This window comes from Brevibacillus borstelensis, from assembly GCF_036700025.1.
GTDB classification, from domain to species: Bacteria; Bacillota; Bacilli; order Brevibacillales; family Brevibacillaceae; genus Brevibacillus; species Brevibacillus borstelensis.
The window spans coordinates 1980001-2000681 of sequence record NZ_CP144922.1 but is presented as its reverse complement, the minus strand read 5'-3'; the positions used below and the strand labels follow the sequence as shown (position 1 = coordinate 2000681).

The 20681-nt window shown below is 51.4% G+C and carries 19 protein-coding genes and 15 tRNA genes (1 of these 34 running past the window's edge); 3 read left to right on the top strand and 31 right to left on the bottom strand.

Annotated features, from left to right (window positions below; genetic code table 11):
- Positions 1-20 precede the first annotated feature (20 nt).
- Entirely contained in the window at positions 21-470 is a 450-nt protein-coding gene (locus tag V5G20_RS09185; protein ID WP_003386707.1) for a gamma-glutamylcyclotransferase family protein, read from the bottom strand.
- A 128-nt stretch (positions 471-598) separates the two neighbouring features.
- On the opposite strand from V5G20_RS09185, the gene pyc reads away from it, so the two are divergent.
- The gene (gene pyc, locus V5G20_RS09180) at positions 599-4045 is read left to right on the top strand and encodes a pyruvate carboxylase (protein ID WP_338463353.1); all 3447 of its coding nucleotides are present in this window, start codon (positions 599-601) and stop codon (positions 4043-4045) included.
- A 53-nt stretch (positions 4046-4098) separates the two neighbouring features.
- A complete protein-coding gene (locus tag V5G20_RS09175) occupies positions 4099-5334 on the top strand; it encodes a flagellar cap protein FliD N-terminal domain-containing protein (protein ID WP_327970568.1) in 1236 nt (411 codons plus the stop codon).
- A gap of 75 nt (positions 5335-5409) precedes the next feature.
- On the opposite strand, the gene ytfJ is transcribed toward V5G20_RS09175, so the two are convergent.
- The 15 genes from ytfJ to V5G20_RS09100 form a co-directional block, all read right to left on the bottom strand.
- Positions 5410-5868 (bottom strand): GerW family sporulation protein, encoded by a 459-nt coding sequence (gene ytfJ / locus V5G20_RS09170; RefSeq protein WP_003386710.1) that lies wholly within the window; start codon positions 5866-5868, stop codon positions 5410-5412.
- Positions 5869-5963: 95 nt separating this feature from the next.
- On the bottom strand, positions 5964-6629 hold the full coding sequence (locus V5G20_RS09165; RefSeq protein WP_311068239.1) for a DUF2953 domain-containing protein: 666 nt from the start codon (positions 6627-6629) through the stop codon (positions 5964-5966).
- 69 nt (positions 6630-6698) lie between these two features.
- Positions 6699-7664 carry an S-layer homology domain-containing protein gene (locus V5G20_RS09160; protein ID WP_003386712.1) on the bottom strand — a complete coding sequence of 322 codons (966 nt, stop codon included), beginning with the start codon at positions 7662-7664 and terminating at the stop codon, positions 6699-6701.
- Between the two features lie 173 nt (positions 7665-7837).
- A complete protein-coding gene (locus tag V5G20_RS09155) occupies positions 7838-8500 on the bottom strand; it encodes a L,D-transpeptidase family protein (protein ID WP_172920644.1) in 663 nt (220 codons plus the stop codon).
- A gap of 67 nt (positions 8501-8567) precedes the next feature.
- On the bottom strand, positions 8568-9209 hold the full coding sequence (gene sleB / locus V5G20_RS09150) for a spore cortex-lytic enzyme (protein WP_003386715.1): 642 nt from the start codon (positions 9207-9209) through the stop codon (positions 8568-8570).
- Positions 9210-9325: 116 nt separating this feature from the next.
- Positions 9326-9676 carry a stage V sporulation protein AE gene (gene spoVAE, locus V5G20_RS09145; protein WP_003386716.1) on the bottom strand — a complete coding sequence of 117 codons (351 nt, stop codon included), beginning with the start codon at positions 9674-9676 and terminating at the stop codon, positions 9326-9328.
- Between the two features lies 1 nt (position 9677).
- Positions 9678-10697 carry a stage V sporulation protein AD gene (gene spoVAD / locus V5G20_RS09140; RefSeq protein ID WP_003386717.1) on the bottom strand — a complete coding sequence of 340 codons (1020 nt, stop codon included), beginning with the start codon at positions 10695-10697 and terminating at the stop codon, positions 9678-9680.
- Positions 10698-10700: 3 nt separating this feature from the next.
- Positions 10701-11174, bottom strand: coding sequence for a stage V sporulation protein AC (gene spoVAC / locus V5G20_RS09135; protein ID WP_003386718.1), 474 nt, complete (start codon positions 11172-11174; stop codon positions 10701-10703).
- Positions 11175-11190: 16 nt separating this feature from the next.
- Positions 11191-12051, bottom strand: coding sequence for a DUF421 domain-containing protein (locus tag V5G20_RS09130; protein WP_003386719.1), 861 nt, complete (start codon positions 12049-12051; stop codon positions 11191-11193).
- Between the two features lie 70 nt (positions 12052-12121).
- On the bottom strand, positions 12122-12328 hold the full coding sequence (locus V5G20_RS09125) for a DUF1657 domain-containing protein (protein WP_003386720.1): 207 nt from the start codon (positions 12326-12328) through the stop codon (positions 12122-12124).
- A 166-nt stretch (positions 12329-12494) separates the two neighbouring features.
- Positions 12495-13760 carry a group II intron reverse transcriptase/maturase gene (ltrA, locus tag V5G20_RS09120; RefSeq protein WP_024985202.1) on the bottom strand — a complete coding sequence of 422 codons (1266 nt, stop codon included), beginning with the start codon at positions 13758-13760 and terminating at the stop codon, positions 12495-12497.
- A gap of 606 nt (positions 13761-14366) precedes the next feature.
- Positions 14367-14573 (bottom strand): alpha/beta-type small acid-soluble spore protein, encoded by a 207-nt coding sequence (locus V5G20_RS09115; protein ID WP_003386721.1) that lies wholly within the window; start codon positions 14571-14573, stop codon positions 14367-14369.
- A 97-nt stretch (positions 14574-14670) separates the two neighbouring features.
- The gene (locus tag V5G20_RS09110) at positions 14671-15801 is read right to left on the bottom strand and encodes an MGDG synthase family glycosyltransferase (RefSeq protein WP_024985680.1); all 1131 of its coding nucleotides are present in this window, start codon (positions 15799-15801) and stop codon (positions 14671-14673) included.
- Positions 15798-16385, bottom strand: coding sequence for a YkoP family protein (locus V5G20_RS09105; protein ID WP_003386724.1), 588 nt, complete (start codon positions 16383-16385; stop codon positions 15798-15800). The genes V5G20_RS09110 and V5G20_RS09105 overlap by 4 nt, the downstream gene beginning before the upstream one ends.
- Before the next feature lie 99 nt (positions 16386-16484).
- Complete coding sequence (locus tag V5G20_RS09100) at positions 16485-17141, bottom strand: TerC family protein (protein ID WP_003386726.1); 657 nt, start codon at positions 17139-17141, stop codon at positions 16485-16487.
- A gap of 303 nt (positions 17142-17444) precedes the next feature.
- Here V5G20_RS09100 and V5G20_RS09095 point away from each other — a divergent pair, with 303 nt between their 5' ends.
- Positions 17445-18575: a sensor histidine kinase gene (locus V5G20_RS09095; RefSeq protein ID WP_003386727.1), complete on the top strand. Its 1131-nt coding sequence runs from the start codon at positions 17445-17447 to the stop codon at positions 18573-18575.
- A 481-nt stretch (positions 18576-19056) separates the two neighbouring features.
- Here the strand turns inward: V5G20_RS09095 and V5G20_RS09090 are convergent.
- The 15 genes from V5G20_RS09090 to V5G20_RS09020 form a co-directional block, all read right to left on the bottom strand.
- A tRNA-Gly gene (locus tag V5G20_RS09090) sits at positions 19057-19130 on the bottom strand.
- Between the two features lie 10 nt (positions 19131-19140).
- Positions 19141-19228: transfer RNA gene (locus V5G20_RS09085), tRNA-Leu, on the bottom strand.
- An 8-nt stretch (positions 19229-19236) separates the two neighbouring features.
- A tRNA-Pro gene (locus V5G20_RS09080) sits at positions 19237-19313 on the bottom strand.
- A 69-nt stretch (positions 19314-19382) separates the two neighbouring features.
- A tRNA-Arg gene (locus V5G20_RS09075) sits at positions 19383-19456 on the bottom strand.
- Between the two features lie 155 nt (positions 19457-19611).
- Positions 19612-19687, bottom strand: a tRNA-Gly gene (locus V5G20_RS09070).
- Between the two features lie 15 nt (positions 19688-19702).
- Positions 19703-19789 (bottom strand) — tRNA-Leu (locus tag V5G20_RS09065).
- Positions 19790-19806: 17 nt separating this feature from the next.
- A tRNA-Lys gene (locus tag V5G20_RS09060) sits at positions 19807-19882 on the bottom strand.
- Positions 19883-19891: 9 nt separating this feature from the next.
- Positions 19892-19976 (bottom strand) — tRNA-Tyr (locus V5G20_RS09055).
- Positions 19977-19982: 6 nt separating this feature from the next.
- Positions 19983-20058: transfer RNA gene (locus V5G20_RS09050), tRNA-Thr, on the bottom strand.
- Between the two features lie 19 nt (positions 20059-20077).
- Positions 20078-20154, bottom strand: a tRNA-Asp gene (locus V5G20_RS09045).
- A gap of 29 nt (positions 20155-20183) precedes the next feature.
- Positions 20184-20260, bottom strand: a tRNA-Met gene (locus V5G20_RS09040).
- An 18-nt stretch (positions 20261-20278) separates the two neighbouring features.
- Positions 20279-20354: transfer RNA gene (locus tag V5G20_RS09035), tRNA-Val, on the bottom strand.
- A gap of 85 nt (positions 20355-20439) precedes the next feature.
- Positions 20440-20513 (bottom strand) — tRNA-Glu (locus tag V5G20_RS09030).
- A 16-nt stretch (positions 20514-20529) separates the two neighbouring features.
- A tRNA-Thr gene (locus tag V5G20_RS09025) sits at positions 20530-20605 on the bottom strand.
- Positions 20606-20612: 7 nt separating this feature from the next.
- Positions 20613-20681: transfer RNA gene (locus V5G20_RS09020), tRNA-Asn, on the bottom strand; it runs 7 nt beyond the window's last position.

Sequence of the window (20681 nt, the reverse complement as noted above, 5' to 3'; positions counted from 1 at the left end):
TTGGGCAAATCCGGTAGCTGCTATTCACCCTGCCTGCTGTCCCTCTGCCTGTCTTTGATAAACCCGGCCCAATCTCCCGACGGAATGTAAATCCCTTCCCGTCTGGCCCAGTCTTCCTTTACATACCTGTAGAGGAATGCCCGGATTTCTTCTCCTCCAGGCATTTTCATGACACTTTCCTCCACCCGTTCATACTCATTGCGAGGGTCGCCTGGTCCGAAATAGTCCTCCAGCTCGTCCAGTCCGGCCAGTGCTTCTTCATAGACGTCTTTGGAAAATGTGAGCAGCGCTCCTTTCACAGTCCCCGATTCGCCCCGCAGCAAGCCGGGATAACCGGCAGAAAAATGGTACAAATGTCCCCGTACTATCGCAGGCTGAAGCGTATGCGGGTAAGGCTTGACATACCTATTGTGGTTGCCGAAACCGGGAAGCAGAGAGCCATATACGAACACGGGCAGGATTCTCGTCATGAATATTTACACCTACTTCAGGATTTTTCAGAAAAAAAAGGGGTGTTTCTGTATCTGCAATTTTGTATATTTACTCTATATATAATATTCACTTTACAAGTGCTTAGGGTAAAAAAGGGGGAGAAACCATGACAAAGAGAAAAATCAACCGGCTGCTGGTCGCCAACCGCGGGGAAATCGCCATTCGGATTTTCCGCGCAGCAACTGAACTGGGCATTCGCACTGTAGCGATCTATTCCGAGCAAGACAACGTGTCCATCCATCGTTTCAAGGCGGACGAGTCGTATCTGGTAGGCGCCGGAAAAGGTCCCATTGAAGCCTATCTGGACATTGAGAGCATTATCGAAATTGCCAAGCGCAACGATATCGATGCGATTCACCCGGGCTATGGATTTCTCGCGGAAAATGCGGAGTTTGCCCAGCGCTGTCTTGAAGAAGGCATCATCTTTATTGGCCCTTCCTCCACTTTGATCGACAAGTTTGGAGACAAAGTCGAAGCGCGCCGAATGGCCATCGAAGCAGGCATTCCCGTTATTCCGGGTACACCCGAGCCGATCGAAACCCTTCAGGAAGCCCTTTTGTTTGCCAAGGAGCACGGCTATCCGATAATCATCAAGGGGGTCTCTGGCGGAGGCGGCCGCGGCATGCGGATCGTGCGAAGCCAGGATGAGCTCCAGGATGCTCTGGACCGGGCCCGTTCCGAAGCTCGCTCCGCCTTTGGCAACGCCAAGGTGTATCTGGAGCGTTATTTGGAAAACCCCAAGCATATTGAAGTGCAGATTCTCGGCGATGCACACGGCAATATTGTGCATCTGTTCGAACGGGACTGCTCCGTGCAGCGCCGCCATCAAAAGGTGGTCGAAGTCGCGCCAAGCCTTTCCCTGGATGATGCGCTGCGCGAGGAAATCTGCCAGTCTGCCTTGAAATTGATGAAGGAAGCCGGTTACTCCAACGCGGGTACGGTCGAGTTTTTGCTCACGCCCGACGGTCAATTTTGCTTTATCGAAGTAAACCCGCGCATTCAAGTGGAACATACGATTACCGAGCTGATCACAGGCATTGATATCGTGCAGGCGCAAATCCGCATTGCCGAAGGGCACAGCCTGTCTGATCCGGAAATTGGCATTGCCTCCCAGGAAGCGATCAAGATGAGCGGTTACGCGATACAGTGCCGGGTGACGACAGAAGACCCGGAAAACAACTTCCTGCCCGACGCCGGGCGCTTGCTGGCATGGCGTTCAGGCGGAGGCTTCGGGGTGCGGCTTGACGGCGGAAACGGCTATCCGGGGGCGATTATTACACCGTACTACGATTCGCTCCTGGTGAAGATCTCCACATACGGCACGTCTTTTGACCAGGCCGCCCGGAAAATGCTCAGAACGCTGCGGGAATTCCGCATCCGCGGTGTCAAAACAAATCTTCCGTTCCTGGAAAATGTAGTGACGCATCCCGATTTTCTCAGCGGACAATACGATACGTCTTTCATCGATACGAAGCAGGAGCTGTTCATTTTCCCGGGACGTCAAGACCGCGGCACCAAGCTTCTAAGCTACATCGGCAACACGATTGTCAATGGCTATCCGGGGCTGTCCACGCAGGACAAGAAGCCGCACTTCGATACGCCGCGCATCCCGCGCACTCCCTTTGCCCAGCCGTATCCGGACGGAACCAAGCAAATTCTGGAGCGCGAAGGCGCAGACGGCCTCGTGAAGTGGATTCAGGAGCAGAAGCGCGTGCTCGTAACCGACACCACCTTCCGCGACGCCCATCAGTCGCTGTTTGCGACTCGCGTCCGGACGTACGATTTGGCAGCTGTCGCTGAAGCGACCGGCAAGCTGGGAGCAGACCTCTTCTCCCTGGAGATGTGGGGCGGGGCCACGTTCGACACGTCGATGCGCTTCCTCAGAGAATCGCCGTGGGAGCGTCTGCAAATACTTCGTCAGCGCATTCCCAACATTTTGTTCCAGATGCTTTTGCGCGGCGCAAATGCGGTCGGCTACACCAACTATCCGGACAATGTGATTCACGCTTTCGTGAAAGCGTCCGCCGAGAACGGCATCGACGTCTTCCGCATCTTTGACAGCCTCAACTGGCTGCCGGGCATGCAGACAGCGATCGAAGCCGTCCGCAATTCGGGCAAGGTGGCCGAAGCGGCGATCTGCTACACCGGCGACATTCTCGATCCATCGAAGACCAAATACACGCTGCGCTATTACGTCGATCTGGCCAAGGAGCTGGAGAAGGCAGGAGCCCATATCCTCGCGATCAAAGACATGGCCGGACTGCTCAAGCCGTACGCAGCCTACGAGCTGGTGCGGGCTCTCAAGCAGGAGATCGACATCCCGATCCATTTGCATACGCATGACACGTCCGGAAACGGCGGCGCGATGCTCGTAAAAGCGATTGAAGCCGGCGTCGATATCGTCGACGCGTGCGTCAGCTCCATGTCGGGGCTTACTTCCCAGCCCAGCCTGAACGGATTGATCGCTTCGCTCGAGCATACCGAACGGGATACGGGTCTATCCCTCGACGCGTTCAACAAGCTTTCCGATTACTGGGAGGATGTCCGCCCCTACTACCAAGGATTCGAGAGCGGAATGAAAGCAAGCAATACCGAGGTTTACATCCATGAAATGCCGGGCGGCCAGTATACGAACCTCGAGCAGCAGGCGAAAGCTGTCGGACTGGAAGGCCGCTGGGACGAGGTAAAACAGATGTACGCTACTGTCAATCAGATGTTCGGCGACATCGTCAAGGTCACACCGTCCTCCAAGGTAGTCGGAGATATGGCGCTGTTCATGGTTCAAAACGGACTGAACGAAGAAAACATCTGGGAAAAAGGCGAGCGGCTCGATTTCCCCGACTCTGTCATTCAGTTCTTCCAGGGGTACCTGGGACAGCCTCCGGGCGGATTCCCGAAAGAACTGCAGGCGCTTGTCTTGAAAGGACGCGACTCCTTTACGACTCGTCCGGGAGAGCTTCTGGCACCGGTAGACTTTGACAAGGTAGCGTTGGAACTGACAGAGAAAATCGGGCGAGAGGCGACAGAACTGGATGTCCTGTCCTACATCATGTACCCGCAAGTGTTCCTGCAATATGACCAAAGCTTGAAGGAATACGGCGATTTGTCCGTGCTCAATACCCCGACCTTCTTCTACGGCCTTCGTCCGGGAGAAGAGACGGCAATCACGATCGAGCGCGGAAAAACGCTGATTATCAAGCTTGTCGCCGTAGGCGAGCTGCATCCGGACGGACGGCGCATCATGTATTTTGAATTGAACGGCCAACCGCGGGAAATTTTCATCCGCGATCACGCTGCAAAGGTCTCTGAGCTGGCCCGCCGCAAAGCCGACCCGCAAGATCCCGGACAGCTCGGCGCGTCCATGCCGGGCAAAGTCTTGAAAGTTCTCGTTACAGCAGGCGACAAGGTACGCAAGGGAGAGCATCTTTTGGTCAGCGAAGCGATGAAAATGGAGACCACCATTCAAGCGCCAATGGACGGGAAAATCAAAGCCGTTCATGTAAAAGCGGGAGATGCGATCGAAACGGGTGACTTGCTTGTTGAAATGGAATAGGATTGCCTTATAATGGTAGGGAGATGAAACGCAAGTGAAAGGAGGAGATGGGTGTGCGTCTAGCACAGGTCAGCCAGATTCCGTACAGCAGGCGGGTGGGTCCATACCACTTTCAGATGATTCAAGCCAAATTGAGCGGTCCTGTCCAGCCCATTGTCGGATACAGCCTGCAGCCCTTTTATACGCGCCAACAGCAATGGATGACAGACATGGCTGACTCCCTCTCCCAGCTATATCGTTATACGGCCGAATTAAGCCAGGCTGCCAAGCAATTTGACCCTTCGCGAAGAAACAGTGTGCTGCACGCGCGAGTTGCAGTGAGCTCCCACCCGGAACGCGCTCAGGCAAAAGCCGCCCCCGGGGCAGAGCCGGGCAGCTACCAATTGGATGTCATCCGCCTGGCAACGCAGCAGACAAATCGGGGAATCATGGCTGAAAGCAGCGGCCCTTCCCTCTTGCCCCCCGGCGTGTATACGTTTTCCCTGACGATCGGTCAACAGGAGAACATCCTCGCCATCCAGGCAAAGCAAGACGATTCGCATGAACAATTGCTTAAGCGTTTGGCAGGTGTCATCCATCAGGCAGATCTGGCTGCTTCAATCGAATATTCAGAGACGATGAGCCGGATGGTCCTCCGCTCCAGTCATACGGGGGCAAAGCATGCTTTTCAGCTACGCGATATAGACGGGGCCGTGGTTCGCACTCTCGGACTCGATCAGGTCGCTATGAAAGCCTCCGATGCCAAATACGATCTGGACGGGATGCGTAGCGGCTCCCCCTCCAACCAGGTGGAGCTTTCTGGAAAGGTCGCCGCAACCCTGCTCCAGCCGGGCAAAGCATCCCTGGTTATCCAGCCGGACAGCGAACTCTTGCTGGAGAAAACCCGGGAACTGGTGACTCGTTATAATCGCTTGCATGCTTTCGTAGAAGAAAGGCCGAACCTTTTCACGACCATACTCCCTGCATCACTGGAGCAGATTGCCCGGACTGTTCAATCGGGGCTTGCTGATTACGGATTGCACATTGCTCCCAACGGTCAGTTGAAATTGGACGAGGAGACGCTGACCCGTTCTGTCGAGCGCGATTTTTCTGCTTTTGTACAAGACGTATCCAAGGTGTCTCAACTGGTCGAAAGGGAGACGGGAAAATGGAGGACGGCTTCCCCCGCCAATTTGACAGGCTTCAACGAAGAAGATGCTTCGGGTCGAGCATTCTCCTCGTTTCTTTTGCCCAATCACTTCTACCGGCAAGCGGTTTACACGGGCTTGATCATCAATCAGTTGTGGTGAATATCCCAAACAAAAAGACAGGTGTGCCCCCGCGCGGCCAACCTGTCTTTTTCGTTTTGCCTCATGCCCCAACAATCAGCTTCGCTCAATCAGTTCTTCCAGATCGTGCTCATCGACATTGGTCACGATGGTAGTCGAAGAGACCGGGGCCTCTTCCTTTTTGCCGAACATCCCCTGCATTTTCTCCACGAATTGAGGGATGCTGTCCAAAATACGGTCATACAGATGAGTGGAATTTTCGAGAGGAATGGAGCGGATGCCCTGTTTGCCCACGACCAAGAATGCAACAGGCGTAATCGATACGCCGCCCCCGCTTCCGCCGCCAAAAGGATGCCCGATCACACCCGGATGATCGCGCTCGTATTGAAACTCACTGCCCCCTGCCGCAAAGCCGAAGCCAACCTTGGAGATCGGCAGAATCACACTTCCATCCGGCGTTTCCACCGGGTCGCCAATAATCGTATTCACATCAACCATTTGTTTGATATTTTCCATAGCCGTTCTCATCAAACCCTGAATGGGATGGTCTGCCATATCATTTCCTCCTTACTGGGGTGAAATGCAGTTTTGCGCAAACTGTTTACAACTAGTAGCTTGCCCAAAAGAAGAACAGGCCATGTACGCTTTTCCTACGCCCCGGAGGGACTCGTCTCCCATTTGTGGACACGCCCCTTTTTCAAGCGAAACAGCAGACGGAGCCCCATTACCAAGACATGGCCGAGGAAAAAGTGGAGAATGCACCTCGCTTGGGTGCGAATGACCGGTTGATTCCAGACAGGCTGCACACTAAGCCGCGGCATGCTCCGCAAAGAAATGGCGTGTGAGAAAAGCGCGATCAAAATGCTTTTCACTCCCCACACCGCTCCGAGGAGCGCACCAGTCTCCGCAGCCTCGCCCGTTCCCAGAACAGTGTGCCATTCCAGCCGTTCGCATCGAATCTGCTTGGCAAATTGCTGAAGAACCGGTTTAAAATCATGGAAGCGTTCCAGTATGACCTGATAATTCTGTTTCCACTTCTGCAGTTGATCCTTCCCTACACCTCTTACCGTTTCTGCCGTCTTCTCTTCCTGTCTCACCGTTTCCACTTTTGCCTTCAATTCGGGGCCATTTTCCGTCTGTTTTACCATCACGACCGGCAGCTCATATTTGCGCCGGATCCGGTGAAACCATGCCGAAACCTCAACGACGAGGTGATCGTTTTCACTGACCCTGCCATAGTAAAGGGAAATACGTACAGGCGTTGCGGCAAGCAGCACAATAAATACGAAGAGTCCAATTAGTATCCAGCCCAACAAAAAAACCCCATCCTTTCACCGTTAGTATGAGTGAATGGATGGGAAAATATGTTGCAAAAGGTAAATCTATCAGTCGAGGACGTAAACAGTCACGCCATCTTTAATCCCGTGGTTCAAGGCTTCCACCCGCGAAGAGAAAAACAGGTCCACGCGATTATTTTTCACCGCGCTCCCGATATCAGCCGCGACGGCATACCCATAGCCTTCAATGTACAAATGGCTACCCAGCGGGATAACAGCAGGATCCACGGCTACAATCCCTACACGCAATGGGAATTCCAGATAAGAAAGCGCCTCCGCTTTGTCCTCCGGATATGTATATGCGGTCGTCTCAACCGTCAGTTTTTTTGTGAAGGGAGTCCCTGTAGGAGCTTTTTGTTCTTCTCCTTTTTCCAAAAGGTGGATAGCGGTATAGGTCGCAGCTTCCGCTCTCGTTATTTCATGGTGTGGCTGCAGGTTTCCATCCTGGTACGGATTCACCAACCGATTTTGCAGGGCAAATGCAAATGACCGCTGATAAGCCTCTTCCACGCTGCGTCCATCCGGATACTGCTGCAGTGTTTGAATCGCGGAGGACCAAGGCAACTGATTCACCTTGCCGCTGTCGCCCATTGCCCGTATCAGCATCGACACCATCTCTTCTCGACTTACCAGCTCGTCCGGCTTGAAAACGAGTTTTCCCTCTGAATACTCTCCATGAACGATGCCGAGTCGATACGCCGTTATGGCATATGGCGCGAGCCAATCGCCCGAAGGAATATCCGCAAAGGGTGATGCCTCCTGTGCTGCTGGTTGGACTCCTTTGGCTTTTACAAACATTGTGATCAATTCTGCCCGTGTGATCGGATCGTCTGGGCGGAAACTCTTGGCATCACCGATTACCTCTGTTATGTACAATTGTTGAATGTCCTTCTCTGCCCAATGTCCGGCTACATCGGTGTATGGTAGGTTTGCTCGTGTTGTCTCTGCCTCTGCTTTTGGCATGCCCGTGAAAATGACAGCTGCCAGCGAGGCTAGAATCAGCATCTTTTTCATCATCAACCTCCTGTAGTCGATTGCTGGAAATCTCTTTGTACTATTGTAAAGGAAAATATTCAGAAAACAACCCTCAATGATTGCCAGCCTCTGTTGGTATACAAGAACCGAAAGCAGCAGTAAAAAAGGAGCTGCCCACATCGTAGATTCATCTACTCGTCGGACAACTCCACTCACTCGACGATCTCCAAATAGACCAGGTCCTCCAGACCGATCTGCCCTGTCACTGCAAGGCCTTCTTTCTTTTGAAAGCGAAAAACGGCCCTTTCAAAATGTTTGTCAAAATGACCATGCACGGGACCATTGTAATAGCCCGCCGCCTTTAATCGATTTTGTACAAGCTTGACCAATGCTCCTCGCGACCCCGGAACCAATACCCGATAAGTTAGCCTTTCATGCCCCATGATCGGCCCGTCTATGATGACGGGGGTCCCTACTTTTACAAGCGGGTAGAGCTTCTCGATGTCCTTGTTTTTCATCCGGAAGCATCCATGACTGACGTACCGTCCAATATGCTCAGGGCGATTTGTCCCATGAATTCCGTACGTCCCCCATTCAACATTGATTCCCAGCCAGCGAGAACCAAATCCGCCGCCCCAATTCAGCGATTTTTTCGTGACTGTGAACAGGCCTATGGGCGAGGGCGTATCGACAGCTCCCGGTGCTATGCGGTAAGAGGCTAGTACTTCCCCCTTATCCGTCCGCAGGTACAGCTTGTTCTCCCACAAATTGATATAAATGTAGACTGGCGGATCAGCCTGCTCGGCGTGAACCGGAACAAGCGAGGCCATGAGGATGATGAGCACGGAAATGACAGACAGAAAGGCTCTCATCATGCTGATATCGCTCCACTTCTTGATCTGATTATCAGAAGAAAAGCTGTACGAAAGCAATCACTATCGATTATTTGGCAAAGATATGGCTTCCGATTTTTTTAATCTGAGGTCTGGACCAGATCCACTTGGAAGTCGCTGTTTTGGGATTAAAGTAGAACAGGGCATTGCCCGATGGGTCCCATCCTCGCACCGCTTCATAAGCGGCTCGATATGCCGTCTTCCCTGGTGTCAGCCAGTATTGTCCGTCGTCAATCGCCGTAAAGGCATAAGGCTGAAAAATAATCTCTTGAATACTGTTGGGGAAATTGCTGGATTGCAAGCGGTTCATGACGACTGCGGCAACGGCCACCTGTCCGACATAAGGCTCGCCCCTTGCCTCGGAATAAACCAATTGGGCCAGCATTTGCATCTCGGATCGATTTACGGTAACTTTCTTCAGCTTTTTCCATGTCATTTTTCCTGTAATTCCATCTGCAGGCATCCCGTACTTTTTTTGAAACTGGCGGACTGCCTGGGTGGTCTTGCTTCCGTATATTCCATCCAAAGGCCCTTGATACAGGCCTATCACCTGCAGACGATACTGCAAATCCCAGACGTCACCGGTCCTGCTTCCCTTTTTAAGCACGGGAGCAGCAGATGCCGGAACAGCCAGCAAGAAAGCGACCAGGACAGACAAAAACAGGGCAATCCCGCTTTTTTTCTGAAACACCTATATCCCCCTCCTCAAGCCCCCATTCTATCGGGAGAGAAGATCAGGTTCAATTCAAGGTTTTTGGCATGTTTGCCAATACATGCCGTCTATCGCTCAAGCCCATGCTTCTCGTTTCATCCTTTTGGTTTGAACAGGACCGCCGCAAAAAATCCAAACACGATCGCCGCCGAAATCCCTGCACTCGTCACTTCAAATATGCCGGTAATCACGCCGACAATCCCGTGTTTTTCCGCTTCCTGCATGGCTCCGTGAACCAAAGCGTTGCCAAAGCTGGTAATCGGCACAGTGGCCCCGGCTCCGGCGAATTTGACAAGCGGCTCGTACAAGCCGAATCCATCGAGCAAAGCTCCTGCTACGACCAGAGAGGACATGGTGTGAGCGGGCGTCAATTTGACGACGTCGAGCAGAAACTGGCCAATCAAACAGATCGTGCCTCCCACCAAAAATGCCCACAGGAACGTCATGCTACCCCTCCTCCGGATGCTCTGCTTCAATGGCGACCGCATGAGCAATGCAGGGAATGCTTTCCCCTTGCTGATAGGAGATGGGTGACAAAAGGGCACCGGTAGCGACGACCAATATGCGTTTCCATTCGCCTTCTCTCATCCTTCGCAACAGATGTCCGTATGTAACCGTAGCGACACAGCCACAGCCACTCCCTCCCGACCAGACAGTCGGATTGTCTCCGTATATAAGCTTGCCGCAGTCGATGTACCGATCCAGCGGAATATCGACGTTATGCTTCGGCAAAAGCTCCGAGAGGATCTGGTGACCGACCTTTCCCAAATCTCCCGTTACGACGAGATCGTAGTGATCGTGCGGGAGCCGCATATCGCGGAAGTGAGTCTCAATCGTCGAAAGTGCTGCTGGCGCCATCGCCGCCCCCATGTTGAACGGGTCGCTCAGCCCCATGTCGACGATGCGGCCGATCGTCGCGGCATGAACCCGCAGCCCGCTCCCCTTGTTTCCCACAACAGCTGCACCTGCTCCGGTAACGGTCCACTGGGCTGTAGGCGGCTTTTGCGAACCGTATTCGGTTGGGTAGCGGTACTGTTTCTCTGCTGCCCCGTTGTGGCTTCCGGTAGCAGCCAATACGTAGTCGGCTGACTGGCTGTCTACCAATAGCGCACCAAGCGCCAAGCTTTCCATCGCTGTCGAGCAAGCTCCAAACAGGCCGATGTAGGGGATACCCAATGTACGGGCAGAGAAGCTGGACGTAATGATCTGATTCATCAGATCGCCTGCAAGCAAGAAATGGACTTGCTCCTTTTGCAGGCCTGCTTTTTCCAATGCTTTGTCGCAAGCTTCCTCCAACAGAACTTTTTCGGCTTTTTCCCAGCTGTCTTGTCCAAGCATGAGGTCCCCATGCGTGATGTCAAAATCCTCTCCCAAAGGTCCTTTTGCTTCGAAAGGACCGCCGATGGCAGCCGTACTGAGAATGACCGGCCTCGAAGGGAACACCCATGTTTGATGCCCTTGTCGCATGGCTTATCCTCCCATTTTGATCAACGTTTTCACGATCCCGATCACGAATGCGGAAAAAACTCCAAACACAATCACCGATCCCGCCAGTTTGAACATGTTTCCGCCCACTCCCAGGACAAAGCCTTCGCTCCGGTGATCGATAGCGGCTGATGCAATCGAATTGGCAAAACCGGTTACCGGAACGCTTGTCCCGGCTCCTGCCCATTGTGCAATCCGGTCGTATACACCGAGCCCTGTCAAAAGAGCGGACAGAAAAATGAGCACGGCTGTTGTCGGATTTCCGGCCGTCTTTTCCGTAAAGTCAAAGTACCGGATAAACATCTCCTGAATGCCTTGCCCGATCAGGCAAATAATCCCCCCTGTGAAAAACGCCCGCGTAAAATTGCGCAGCAAAGGGCGAGGGGGCTCGTGACGTTTGGCTAACTGCTGATACTCCTGCTGGACGGGGGTAAGCTTTTTCTTTTTTTGATCCGCCATTGTTTTCCCTTCTTCCCTATCTTGTCAGCAGCGGCTTGACCTGATCCATAACCTTTTGCAGTTCTTCAGCGTCTCTTTGGTACACGAGTTTTTGCTGCTGATTTTTCGTAGACAGCGCAAACACTTCCAGATCGGCCTGGCACTTTTTCAACTGCGCGTAGGTTAGTTTCAACGCCTGCGGCTCAGCCACTTTGATTTTGTCGTCATACAGATCGAGGTATAGCTGACCGCCTTTGTCAACCTGGCCGAGAAAGACATTTTCCAGGGCGACGCCGGCCTTCTGCAGCTCAGCCCGTACCCAGGAACGGTTCAAGCCCATGTTCGACAGCGGCTCATCCATGATCATCCCGTCCATGATGACTGCTTGCGGCTCCTCTGCCGGCGACACCTCAAGCTCGAGATGCTGCGGGGTCACTGGCTGATGCTGCGATTTTAAAAGCACGCTCAATTCTCCACTGGTCTCCATCACTGCAAATTCGACGTCGGCCACGCGAAACACATTTTTGATTCGCAGCTGCTCCATCAGGTCTTCAGAGGTCCACCGCTCTTTTTTCAGGTTGTCTTCCAACACCTTGCCATCCTTGATCAAGATCGTCGCTTTTCCCTCAAAAAAATCCCGAAGAACCTTGCTCTTTAAAGCCAGCCATTCAAACAAAACAGGAAAGATTGCTACCACCGTCAAAGCGATCAGGCTGTGGTAGATAGGGCCGTCCATCTCTGTTGCCATGAAGGCGGCGATAGAGCCGATCGTAATGCCGACAATGTATTCAATGTACGTTAATTGCCTGATTTGACGCTTGCCGATAATTTTTGTCAGGATGAACAGATAGACCACAGCTCCGAGTGAGCGCAGTGCGATATTTAACCAATCGGGCACGCATAAACCCTCCCGCTCATGTACTAGAGAAGAGGAGAGAGAAGCCCCTCTCCTGTTTCCTGAAAGGTACTTAGAAGCCTTTGTATTGAGGCTCCTCGTTTTCAAGCTCGGTAACGCGCTGCTGCAGATTGGTCACGATCGACTCTGTCTGCTGTGCAGCTTGTGTGTACAACTGCTTCGCTTGCTGATTTTGGGTGCTGAGCGCAAATTGTTCCAGATTCGCTTGAGCTCCCTTTAAGCTTGCCAGCGTCTGCTTCACTTGGGATGCAACTGTCATCTGATTCACCTCCTAGCACCTATAGAGTCAACCAACTGCAGGCATTTAATCCCACGCTTTTAAAAAAGCGAACTGTAAAAATTTTACAAATACTAAATCGAGTAGGAGGGGGCGACTAACCCCCGTCCTCTCACACCACCGTACGTACCGTTCGGTATACGGCGGTTCACCAAGCTTGACGAATTTGAGAATATCGTTGCACTAAGCTTTTCAGCCCTTGTTGTTGCCAGTAGGCAATGCCGAGGGCTTTGTGTATATGCGGAGATTTTGTGGTACGCCATGCACCCTTGCGGGTATTTGCAATTTCAATGGCTTTTACGTGAGATATGCCAAGAGAACGAAGTTCTCGATATCTGGTTCTCACGCGTTTCCACTGCATCCACAAACAAAGACGGAGCCTGCGCCTTGTCCATTCCTCAATGGATTGTAGAATGCCCTTCGCGTCTGCAAGGGCGAAATATCCAATCCAGCCCATGAGGTACTGATTTATTCTTTCAATCCGCTTCTCCATCGAGATGCTCCACACCGGATTCGTGATCGTGCGGATTTTCTCTTTTAGCTTGAGGAGGGATTTGGGGTGGATGCGAATCCTTGTCTGTTTTGCAAAGGTAAAACTAAAGCCCAAGAATTTTCGTTTCCATGGTCGGTCTATCGCGCTTTTCTCCTCATTTACTTTTAGCCTTAGTACCTTCTCCAAGTGGTTTTGAATACTCTTCTTTACTCGTTCCCCTGCCCGTTTTGTTTTCACGTAGATATTACAATCGTCTGCGTAGCGGCAGAAACGGTGGCCTCTCTTTTCGAGTTCCTTGTCCAAATCATCAAGTAGGATATTTGCCAAAAGTGGGCTTAACGGCCCACCTTGCGGTGTTCCTTCACTTGATGTTGTACAGACGCCATTTATCATGATCCCCGCATTCAAGTAGGAACGAATCAGTCTTAAAATTCTCTTGTCCTGAACTTTTCGAGCCACACGGCTCATTAGAATATCATGATTTACGCGATCAAAGAATTTCTCTAGATCGATGTCCACCACGAAACGATATCCTTCGGAGATATACGCTTGCGCTTTCCTTACTGCCATGTGAGCGCTACGTTTTGGACGGAACCCATAGCTAGATTCCGAGAAGGTGGGGTCGAAGATCGGCGTTAACACTTGGAGGATGGCCTGCTGAATAAAGCGGTCTACCACGGTGGGAATGCCTAATAACCTTACACCACCGTCAGGTTTCGGGATTTCGACTCTGCGAACAGGTGAAGGTCTATAGGTTCCCCTTTCCATCTTCTCGCGGATGGCTTGCCAGTGTTCACGTAGATAATCGCGTAGTTGTTCGGTTGAAACACCATCGACTCCACCGACACCTTTGTTTTCCTCCACTCGTTGGAGTGCCATCCGTAAGTTTTCCCGTGATAAGACTTTTTCCAGCAAATCCATAATGATGTTCCTTCCTTCGCACATGCGGACTCCGTGCTTGCTGTACGATACTCAGCCCTCTTTTGTACCCTCGGGGCTTCACCCCTGCTCTTCAAAAGTAGTTCCTTGACAGAATTCTGCTTCGACGTACCGTATCAAAAGACATGGATCGCATGCTGGCTTGATGTTCGGCCCTTCCCCATTCAAGCGTCCTCTACTCGGGTACTATGGCCTCTGCTGACTTCTGCATGTTCAGCGTCTCCTTACGGAGACGGTTACCAACAGTTGAAGGCGTTTCATGCAGACCTCCCCAGGTAAGAACGATAACTTTCATCCCATGTACCTGCCCAAGTTTACTACTGTATCCCTTGGCTGTATGGGGCTTTGTCTTGTTTGGCAGACTCGCCCGGATACAACAGCCTCAAATTGGGTTCGTGTACCTCAGGTCGGGATTTTGCCGCCGGCTTCCTTCAGATTCGACCTCGCGGTCGACACCCTTGCCTTGAGCTAACGGTTGGTACAGCCAACCCCCGTTCGGGACTTTCACCCTATAGCTATCGCCCATGCTGGGCGCACCAAAAAGGAAAGACACCGTTATGGTGCCTTTCCGACATTCAACCTATTTGGTTATGCACGACCAGCCAATTGTTGTTCAGCGAAGGAAACGAGACGCTTAGTGATCTCTCCTCCAACAGAACCGTTTTGACGGGAAGTGGTGTCTGCTCCCAGTTGAACACCGAACTCAGCAGCAATCTCGTACTTCAGTTGATCCAGAGCTTGGTTAGCTTGCGGTACCAGAAGGTTGTTACGGGAACCACCGTTGTTGTTTGCCATCTGTAATCACCTCCTCGTTGGTTGTAAGCTTAATATGTCTGTTGACCCCCTCTTTCATTCATTCTGTCACTTTGATTTTCACTGGCAATTTATAGCGTTATAGCTGGAGCAGATATTTCGCAATCTGCTCTGCCGAATTCGGTTTGCTCAAGGAAGCCATTCTTTGGCTCACATCCTTTCTTTCTGCAGGGGAGTATCGAAGCTGCCGTACGATCTGGCTGATTTCATCTGTCGTACGTGCATAAAAAGCAGCTTCGTGCTTGAGAAGAAAGGACAAATTCCGCCATTCCTGACCTGGCAGCGGTTGAAACAAGACAAGGGGCGTTTGGACTGCAAGGGCTTCTGCGATGCTGATTCCACCCGGTTTGGTAAGAAACACATCCGCAGCAGACATCCATTTCCATATTTCGGGCTCATATCCTCTGACGATGACATTATGAACAGGCGGACATGAGGATGTCAGCCTGACCAATTTCTCCTGAAGAGAGTGATTTTTTCCTGTAATCACAACGATTTGGAGAGGCTCCGGCTCGCGCATCAAAACGCGAATCACCTCTTCCATCGAGCCATATCCCCCTTCACCTCCGCTTATTAACACAGTAAACTGCTGGGGGCCCAGGCCAAGCTGATCTTTCCAGGAAGCTTTATCCTGGAGGGCAGACGACTGGAAAGTGCGGCGGATCGGAATGCCATACTCCAGTACAGGTGTTCTCTCAAGCCGACGATCTGCCCGAATCGGATCGGCCAGTTGTTCATGGGCAACTACGTAAGCATCCGTCTCTGGATGAATCCAAAATCGATGGACGCAAAAGTCGGTGGGAACACCAACAAGCTGATAGGGTTTGGCCCCTTTCCGCTTTGCTTCAGCGAGCGCGGAAAAGCAGTACGCATGCGTAGCAACGACAACATCAGGTCTTTCCCGATCGATCAATTCCCGAACCATTCTTCTGGAGAGCCAGACTGCCAGCGGTTTGTTAAGCACGGCCGCCCACTTTTTGTCGTTGCGATGCATTTTTTGCCATAATCCGGGGTTGTACCGGAGCATGTGCAGATAAAAAAAGCGGGAGATTTCCCGCAACGCCGGACTTGCTGTTTGTAGGCCCGACACTACTTTTACATAAGCTGTGGGCCGCAGCTCTATCAGAGCTTCAGCGAGTGCTTCGGCGGCCATGCGGTGACCGCTTCCCGCCCATTCTTCGGTAACGAGCAAGATTCGCTTCGCGCTCATACCGTATCACCTGCTCGTTCGGGCTGTTGCATGAGATACCTTCGCAACAGCTCTTCCTTGGACATGTACACCCGCTTTAACGGGACGTCCTGATCCCATGTTTTCATCCTTTTCTTTCCATCCGGATGAATAAATCGAATCATCAGCTTCAGGTACCAGCGTTTGTATCGAAAAAACCAGCTCATCGGCACATTGGAAACGGAGAAGCCCAAAGGGGTTACCCCTTTGCTCAGGGTTGTTGTTCCGACGATTCCTTTGATCTCGTCCCTCTCTTCCATATTATTGAGGTAACTGGCTAGCTGCGGCAGTGAACGCATGATTTGCTGCCTGAGCAGCAAAGCCACTCTGAGGTCATCTTTTACGCCTTTGCTGAGGGTCGCGAAGTAGTAATTGTGTATATGCAGTTTTAAGATCAGATCGCCTTTTGAAATGACGCGATTATCCGAGGTGACGAGCGGTTCACCACGGTAGCGCATGCGGACAATGCGAAAGATATTGTTGCCTTTTTCAATATATCGCAGCCTGGTGCAGCGCTGATAAAGCTCGTCCCAAATCCCCCACAAGATCAAGATGCCCGTGTTCATCTCCAAATCGGTTCCTTTCTAGCTGTGTATTTCTGTATTCGTAGTATGCCCGATCCTGCTTGAAGAAAACACCGGGCTGCTGCCGGAGGAAGACTTGATTCAGCCAGTCGTTCTCCAGTAGCGCCCGAATGCGACGATGCCGCCCGCAACCAAAAATGGAATCCACGCATGATTTAAAAGCAACGGATTGAGAAGCTTCCAAACGTAAGGGTCCTCCAGGCACATCTCCGTGGCCGTGTACGCCAGTACCCCGCCGCCGAGCAGGGACAAGCTGGGAAATCTGTTAATCAAACGCGCGACCAGCGAGCTTCCCCACATCAATAGTGGTATGCTCATACCCAATCCCATCAAGATCAAGAGCAAGTCTCCGTCAGCAGCGCCGCCTACCGCCAACACATTGTCGAGACTCATGACAAAGTCCGCCAGAATAATCGTTTTGACTGCCTGCGAGACATTTCGGCTATAGGACACCTCCGTCGGTTCCTCCTGATCGCCAAACATGAGCTTCCAGGCGATCCACAAAAGCAGAACTCCTCCTACTACTTTTACCAAGGGGATGTCCAGCATCCAGGTCGTCATCCCGGTCAGCAGAACACGAAGCACGATCGCTCCCATTGTTCCTATGTAAATGGCTTTTTTTCGCTCTGTTGGCGGCAACCCCCGGCAAGCCATCCCGATAACAACGGCATTGTCACTACTGAGTACCAGATCGATGAGAAAAATTTGCAGCAAGCCAATCCAAAATTGCCCCTCCATCGCTCTTCCCCTTACCCACTTCTATTTGCCCTTCCCCTAACCGACTTCTATTTGCTCTTCCCCTAACCGACTTCTTTTTCGCCCTTCCCCCGCCCGACGATTCCGATTTACGGTTGTCCTTCTTACTCTATGCTCCCAGATGCCCCCTCATGAGCGCTTTTCTATTCCCGAATAAAGACGAGAATACTCGGATTTTGTTGAACAAAAATTCCATAAAAAAACAATTTTCAACGCAATATAGGAGATATATACCTTGTTTTTCTGGACATCCTTCCGTACGATATGAGTGGGGTGGGATAAGATATGGTGGAAACTGTCTCTCTGAACCTTCAAAACGTTTCACAAAAAATTCTGGATATGGGGCCGACCATCACTACGCTATGGTTGCAGGAGATCGTTTTGAGCATGGAAACCCCGCTGACGATCCCTCGCGATTTTGCGGAGAAGCGTACCGTATTGTTGGCACGTTATCTGGTTGAAAATGTCGAAGAGGATATGCAAACCTGGTGTCTGGAAATGGGGGAATGGCTGCGTTCCCAGGAGTACCCGTTTTCGTCGATCTTACGCACCTATCAGCTGTATCGAAATGTCTTTTGGCGTGTGATCAAGCCGGAGCTGCTCAAGTGGTCGCTGACAACTGAACACATGATTTACCTCGAAACGCAGTTGGGGAAGGCCATGGATGAAAGCATTTTTTGGGCTGTTTACCATTTTGAACAACTGATTAATAAAGAGCTTGTGAAAAAGGAAGAAACGATCTCCTTCCTGCATAACGACAAATTGACCATGTTGGGCAAGATTGCTGCTAATATGGCACATGAGCTCCGAAATCCGTTGTGTGCCATCGAAGGCTTCTTGAAGCTGATCGCCGAATCGACTCGCGACCAGGACAAGCTCCAGTCCTATATCCAAGTGGTCATGCATGAATTTGAAAACCTGCATCGGCAAATAACCGGTTTTCTCAGCTTTTCCAAGAAGCCAATCCTGGATGAAATCTTTAAGACGGTTGATGTGGAGCATTTGCTATACGAGGTAGAGCTTCTCATTACACCTCGGCTTCTGGCTGAAAATATCGGGTTTGAAAAACAGATTGAGCCCTGTATGCTGAGCTGCTATGAAGAAGGGTTAAAGCAAGTCGTCGTTAATCTTTTGACCAATGCTATCGACGCTGTCCAGGGAAGACCCGAAAAGATGATCCGGGTTCAGTCAGCTTGTCAGAATGGCATGGTACAGCTTTCGGTCGAAAACAACGGGGAAATGATTCCGCCAGACATCCTGGAAAGCTTGTTTCAGCCCTTTTTTACGACGAAACAAAATGGAACCGGGATTGGTCTGTCGATCTGCAAAAACATCATCGAGAAGCACAATGGAACGATTTCCTGCGAATCTACCCGCGAGTCCACCCGTTTTATCGTTACACTGCCTTTGGCATAAACAAAGCTTCTTTCGAGGTTTGCTCGAAAGAAGCTTTTTCATTCTCACCTGTTTGTCATGTTCGGGCTGTTTAGATCGCTTTGGACTCAGCTGCTCCCCTTTACAACAGAGACGTGCTCGTGTGGACAACGTGCTTTTTATCGAAAGCGAAAAAATGCCCTCTGATGACAGAGGGCGAGGCAAGAGATCCGTTTACCTTTCGAGTAAGCGATCTAGACCCTACTCTACACGAAAACATATGTTTCTACTACCCAAACCTTAAGACAACTTTCGACAAAGTCCATTGACCTTGTCGAACTCCTCACATATTGTCGATGGTCGAAAAATCTGGGCCAAAAGACTTATTTAGCTCATTTATATAGAGATTGGTCGGGTTACCGGTTTTAATAAATTCAATTCAATCGCAGGTAGGTATCAATCTATAATGAGAGCATAAAAAAACAGGCACTTATTGAAGTAAGTGCCTGTTTCTTCTATCTGATGGAGCGGGTGATGGGAATCGAACCCACGCGACCAGCTTGGAAGGCTGGAGTTCTACCATTGAACTACACCCGCATAACAACGATGGTACCGAGGACCGGGCTCGAACCGGTACGGGAGATACTCCCGACAGATTTTAAGTCTGTTGCGTCTGCCAATTCCGCCACCCCGGCAAAAATCATGGTCGGGAAGACAGGATTCGAACCTGCGACCCCTTGGTCCCAAGCCAAGTACTCTACCAAGCTGAGCTACTTCCCGATTGTTTATTGAATTATGGCCTCACAAGCGAAACATGACGCAAGCTGCTTTATTTGAGGAATAGAAAAGCGTGCCCTGAGAGATTCGAACTCCCGACCTTTTGATTCGTAGTCAAACGCTCTATCCAGCTGAGCTAAGGGCACATGATGTATGGAGCGGGCGACGGGGCTCGCTTCCACTGGCAACTCCTCGTCGATCATTTCTTCTATGCGCAGCCAGATCTGAAGTACCCGAGCTTTACTTCGTGTATTACCACGAGGGTAAACCCGGAACGGGTGAGAGACCTGCATACGCATCATGGAGCGGACGACGGGGCTCGAACCCGCGACCTTCGCCTTGGCAAGGCGACGCTCTACCAATTGAGCTACGTCCGCATGGTATCGAATTGATGGTGCGGTCGAGAGGACTTGAACCTCCACGGTGTTGCCACCACTAGAACCTGAATCTAGCGCGTCTGCCAATTCCGCCACGACCGCATATCGATTGTAAAAACTGGTGAGCCATGAAGGACTCGAACCTTCGACCCTCTGATTAAAAGTCAGATGCTCTACCAACTGAGCTAATGGCTCCCACTAAAATGGTGGGGAGAGACGGATTCGAACCGCCGAACCCATAGGGAGCAGATTTACAGTCTGCCGCGTTTAGCCTCTTCGCTATCTCCCCAAAAAGTGGTGCCGGCGATAGGACTTGAACCCACAACCCCCTGATTACAAGTCAGGTGCTCTACCAATTGAGCTACACCGGCAATTTATGCTTTTTTAAAATGGCGGAGCTGACGGGACTCGAACCCGCGACCTCCGGTGTGACAGACCGGCGTGAACTCCAACTTCACCACAGCTCCATATTTTGAGACAAACCAAGTAGAAAATTTGGTTGCGGGAGCAGGATTTGAACCTGCGACCTTCGGGTTATGAGCCCGACGAGCTGCCAGACTGCTCCATCCCGCGACGTTTTTAATAAATATATGGTGGAGGCTGACGGGATCGAACCGCCGACCCTCTGCTTGTAAGGCAGATGCTCTCCCAGCTGAGCTAAGCCTCCATCATCCCTGCAAAGCGACCGGTATGCTTCACAGCATATCCTGAGAGTACTTTGCAGGGGCCCAACAATTCGTTGGGTTATTAAGTGACCCGTAGGGGATTCGAACCCCTGTATGACAGCGTGAAAGGCTGCTGTGTTAAACCGCTTCACCAACGGGCCATATGTAATGGATAAATGGTGCTCCCGACAGGAATCGAACCTGCGACCTCTTCCTTACCATGGAAACGCTCTACCGACTGAGCTACAGGAGCAAGTATATGGCTCCTCGGGAGGGACTCGAACCCCCGACCGATCGGTTAACAGCCGATTGCTCTACCAACTGAGCTA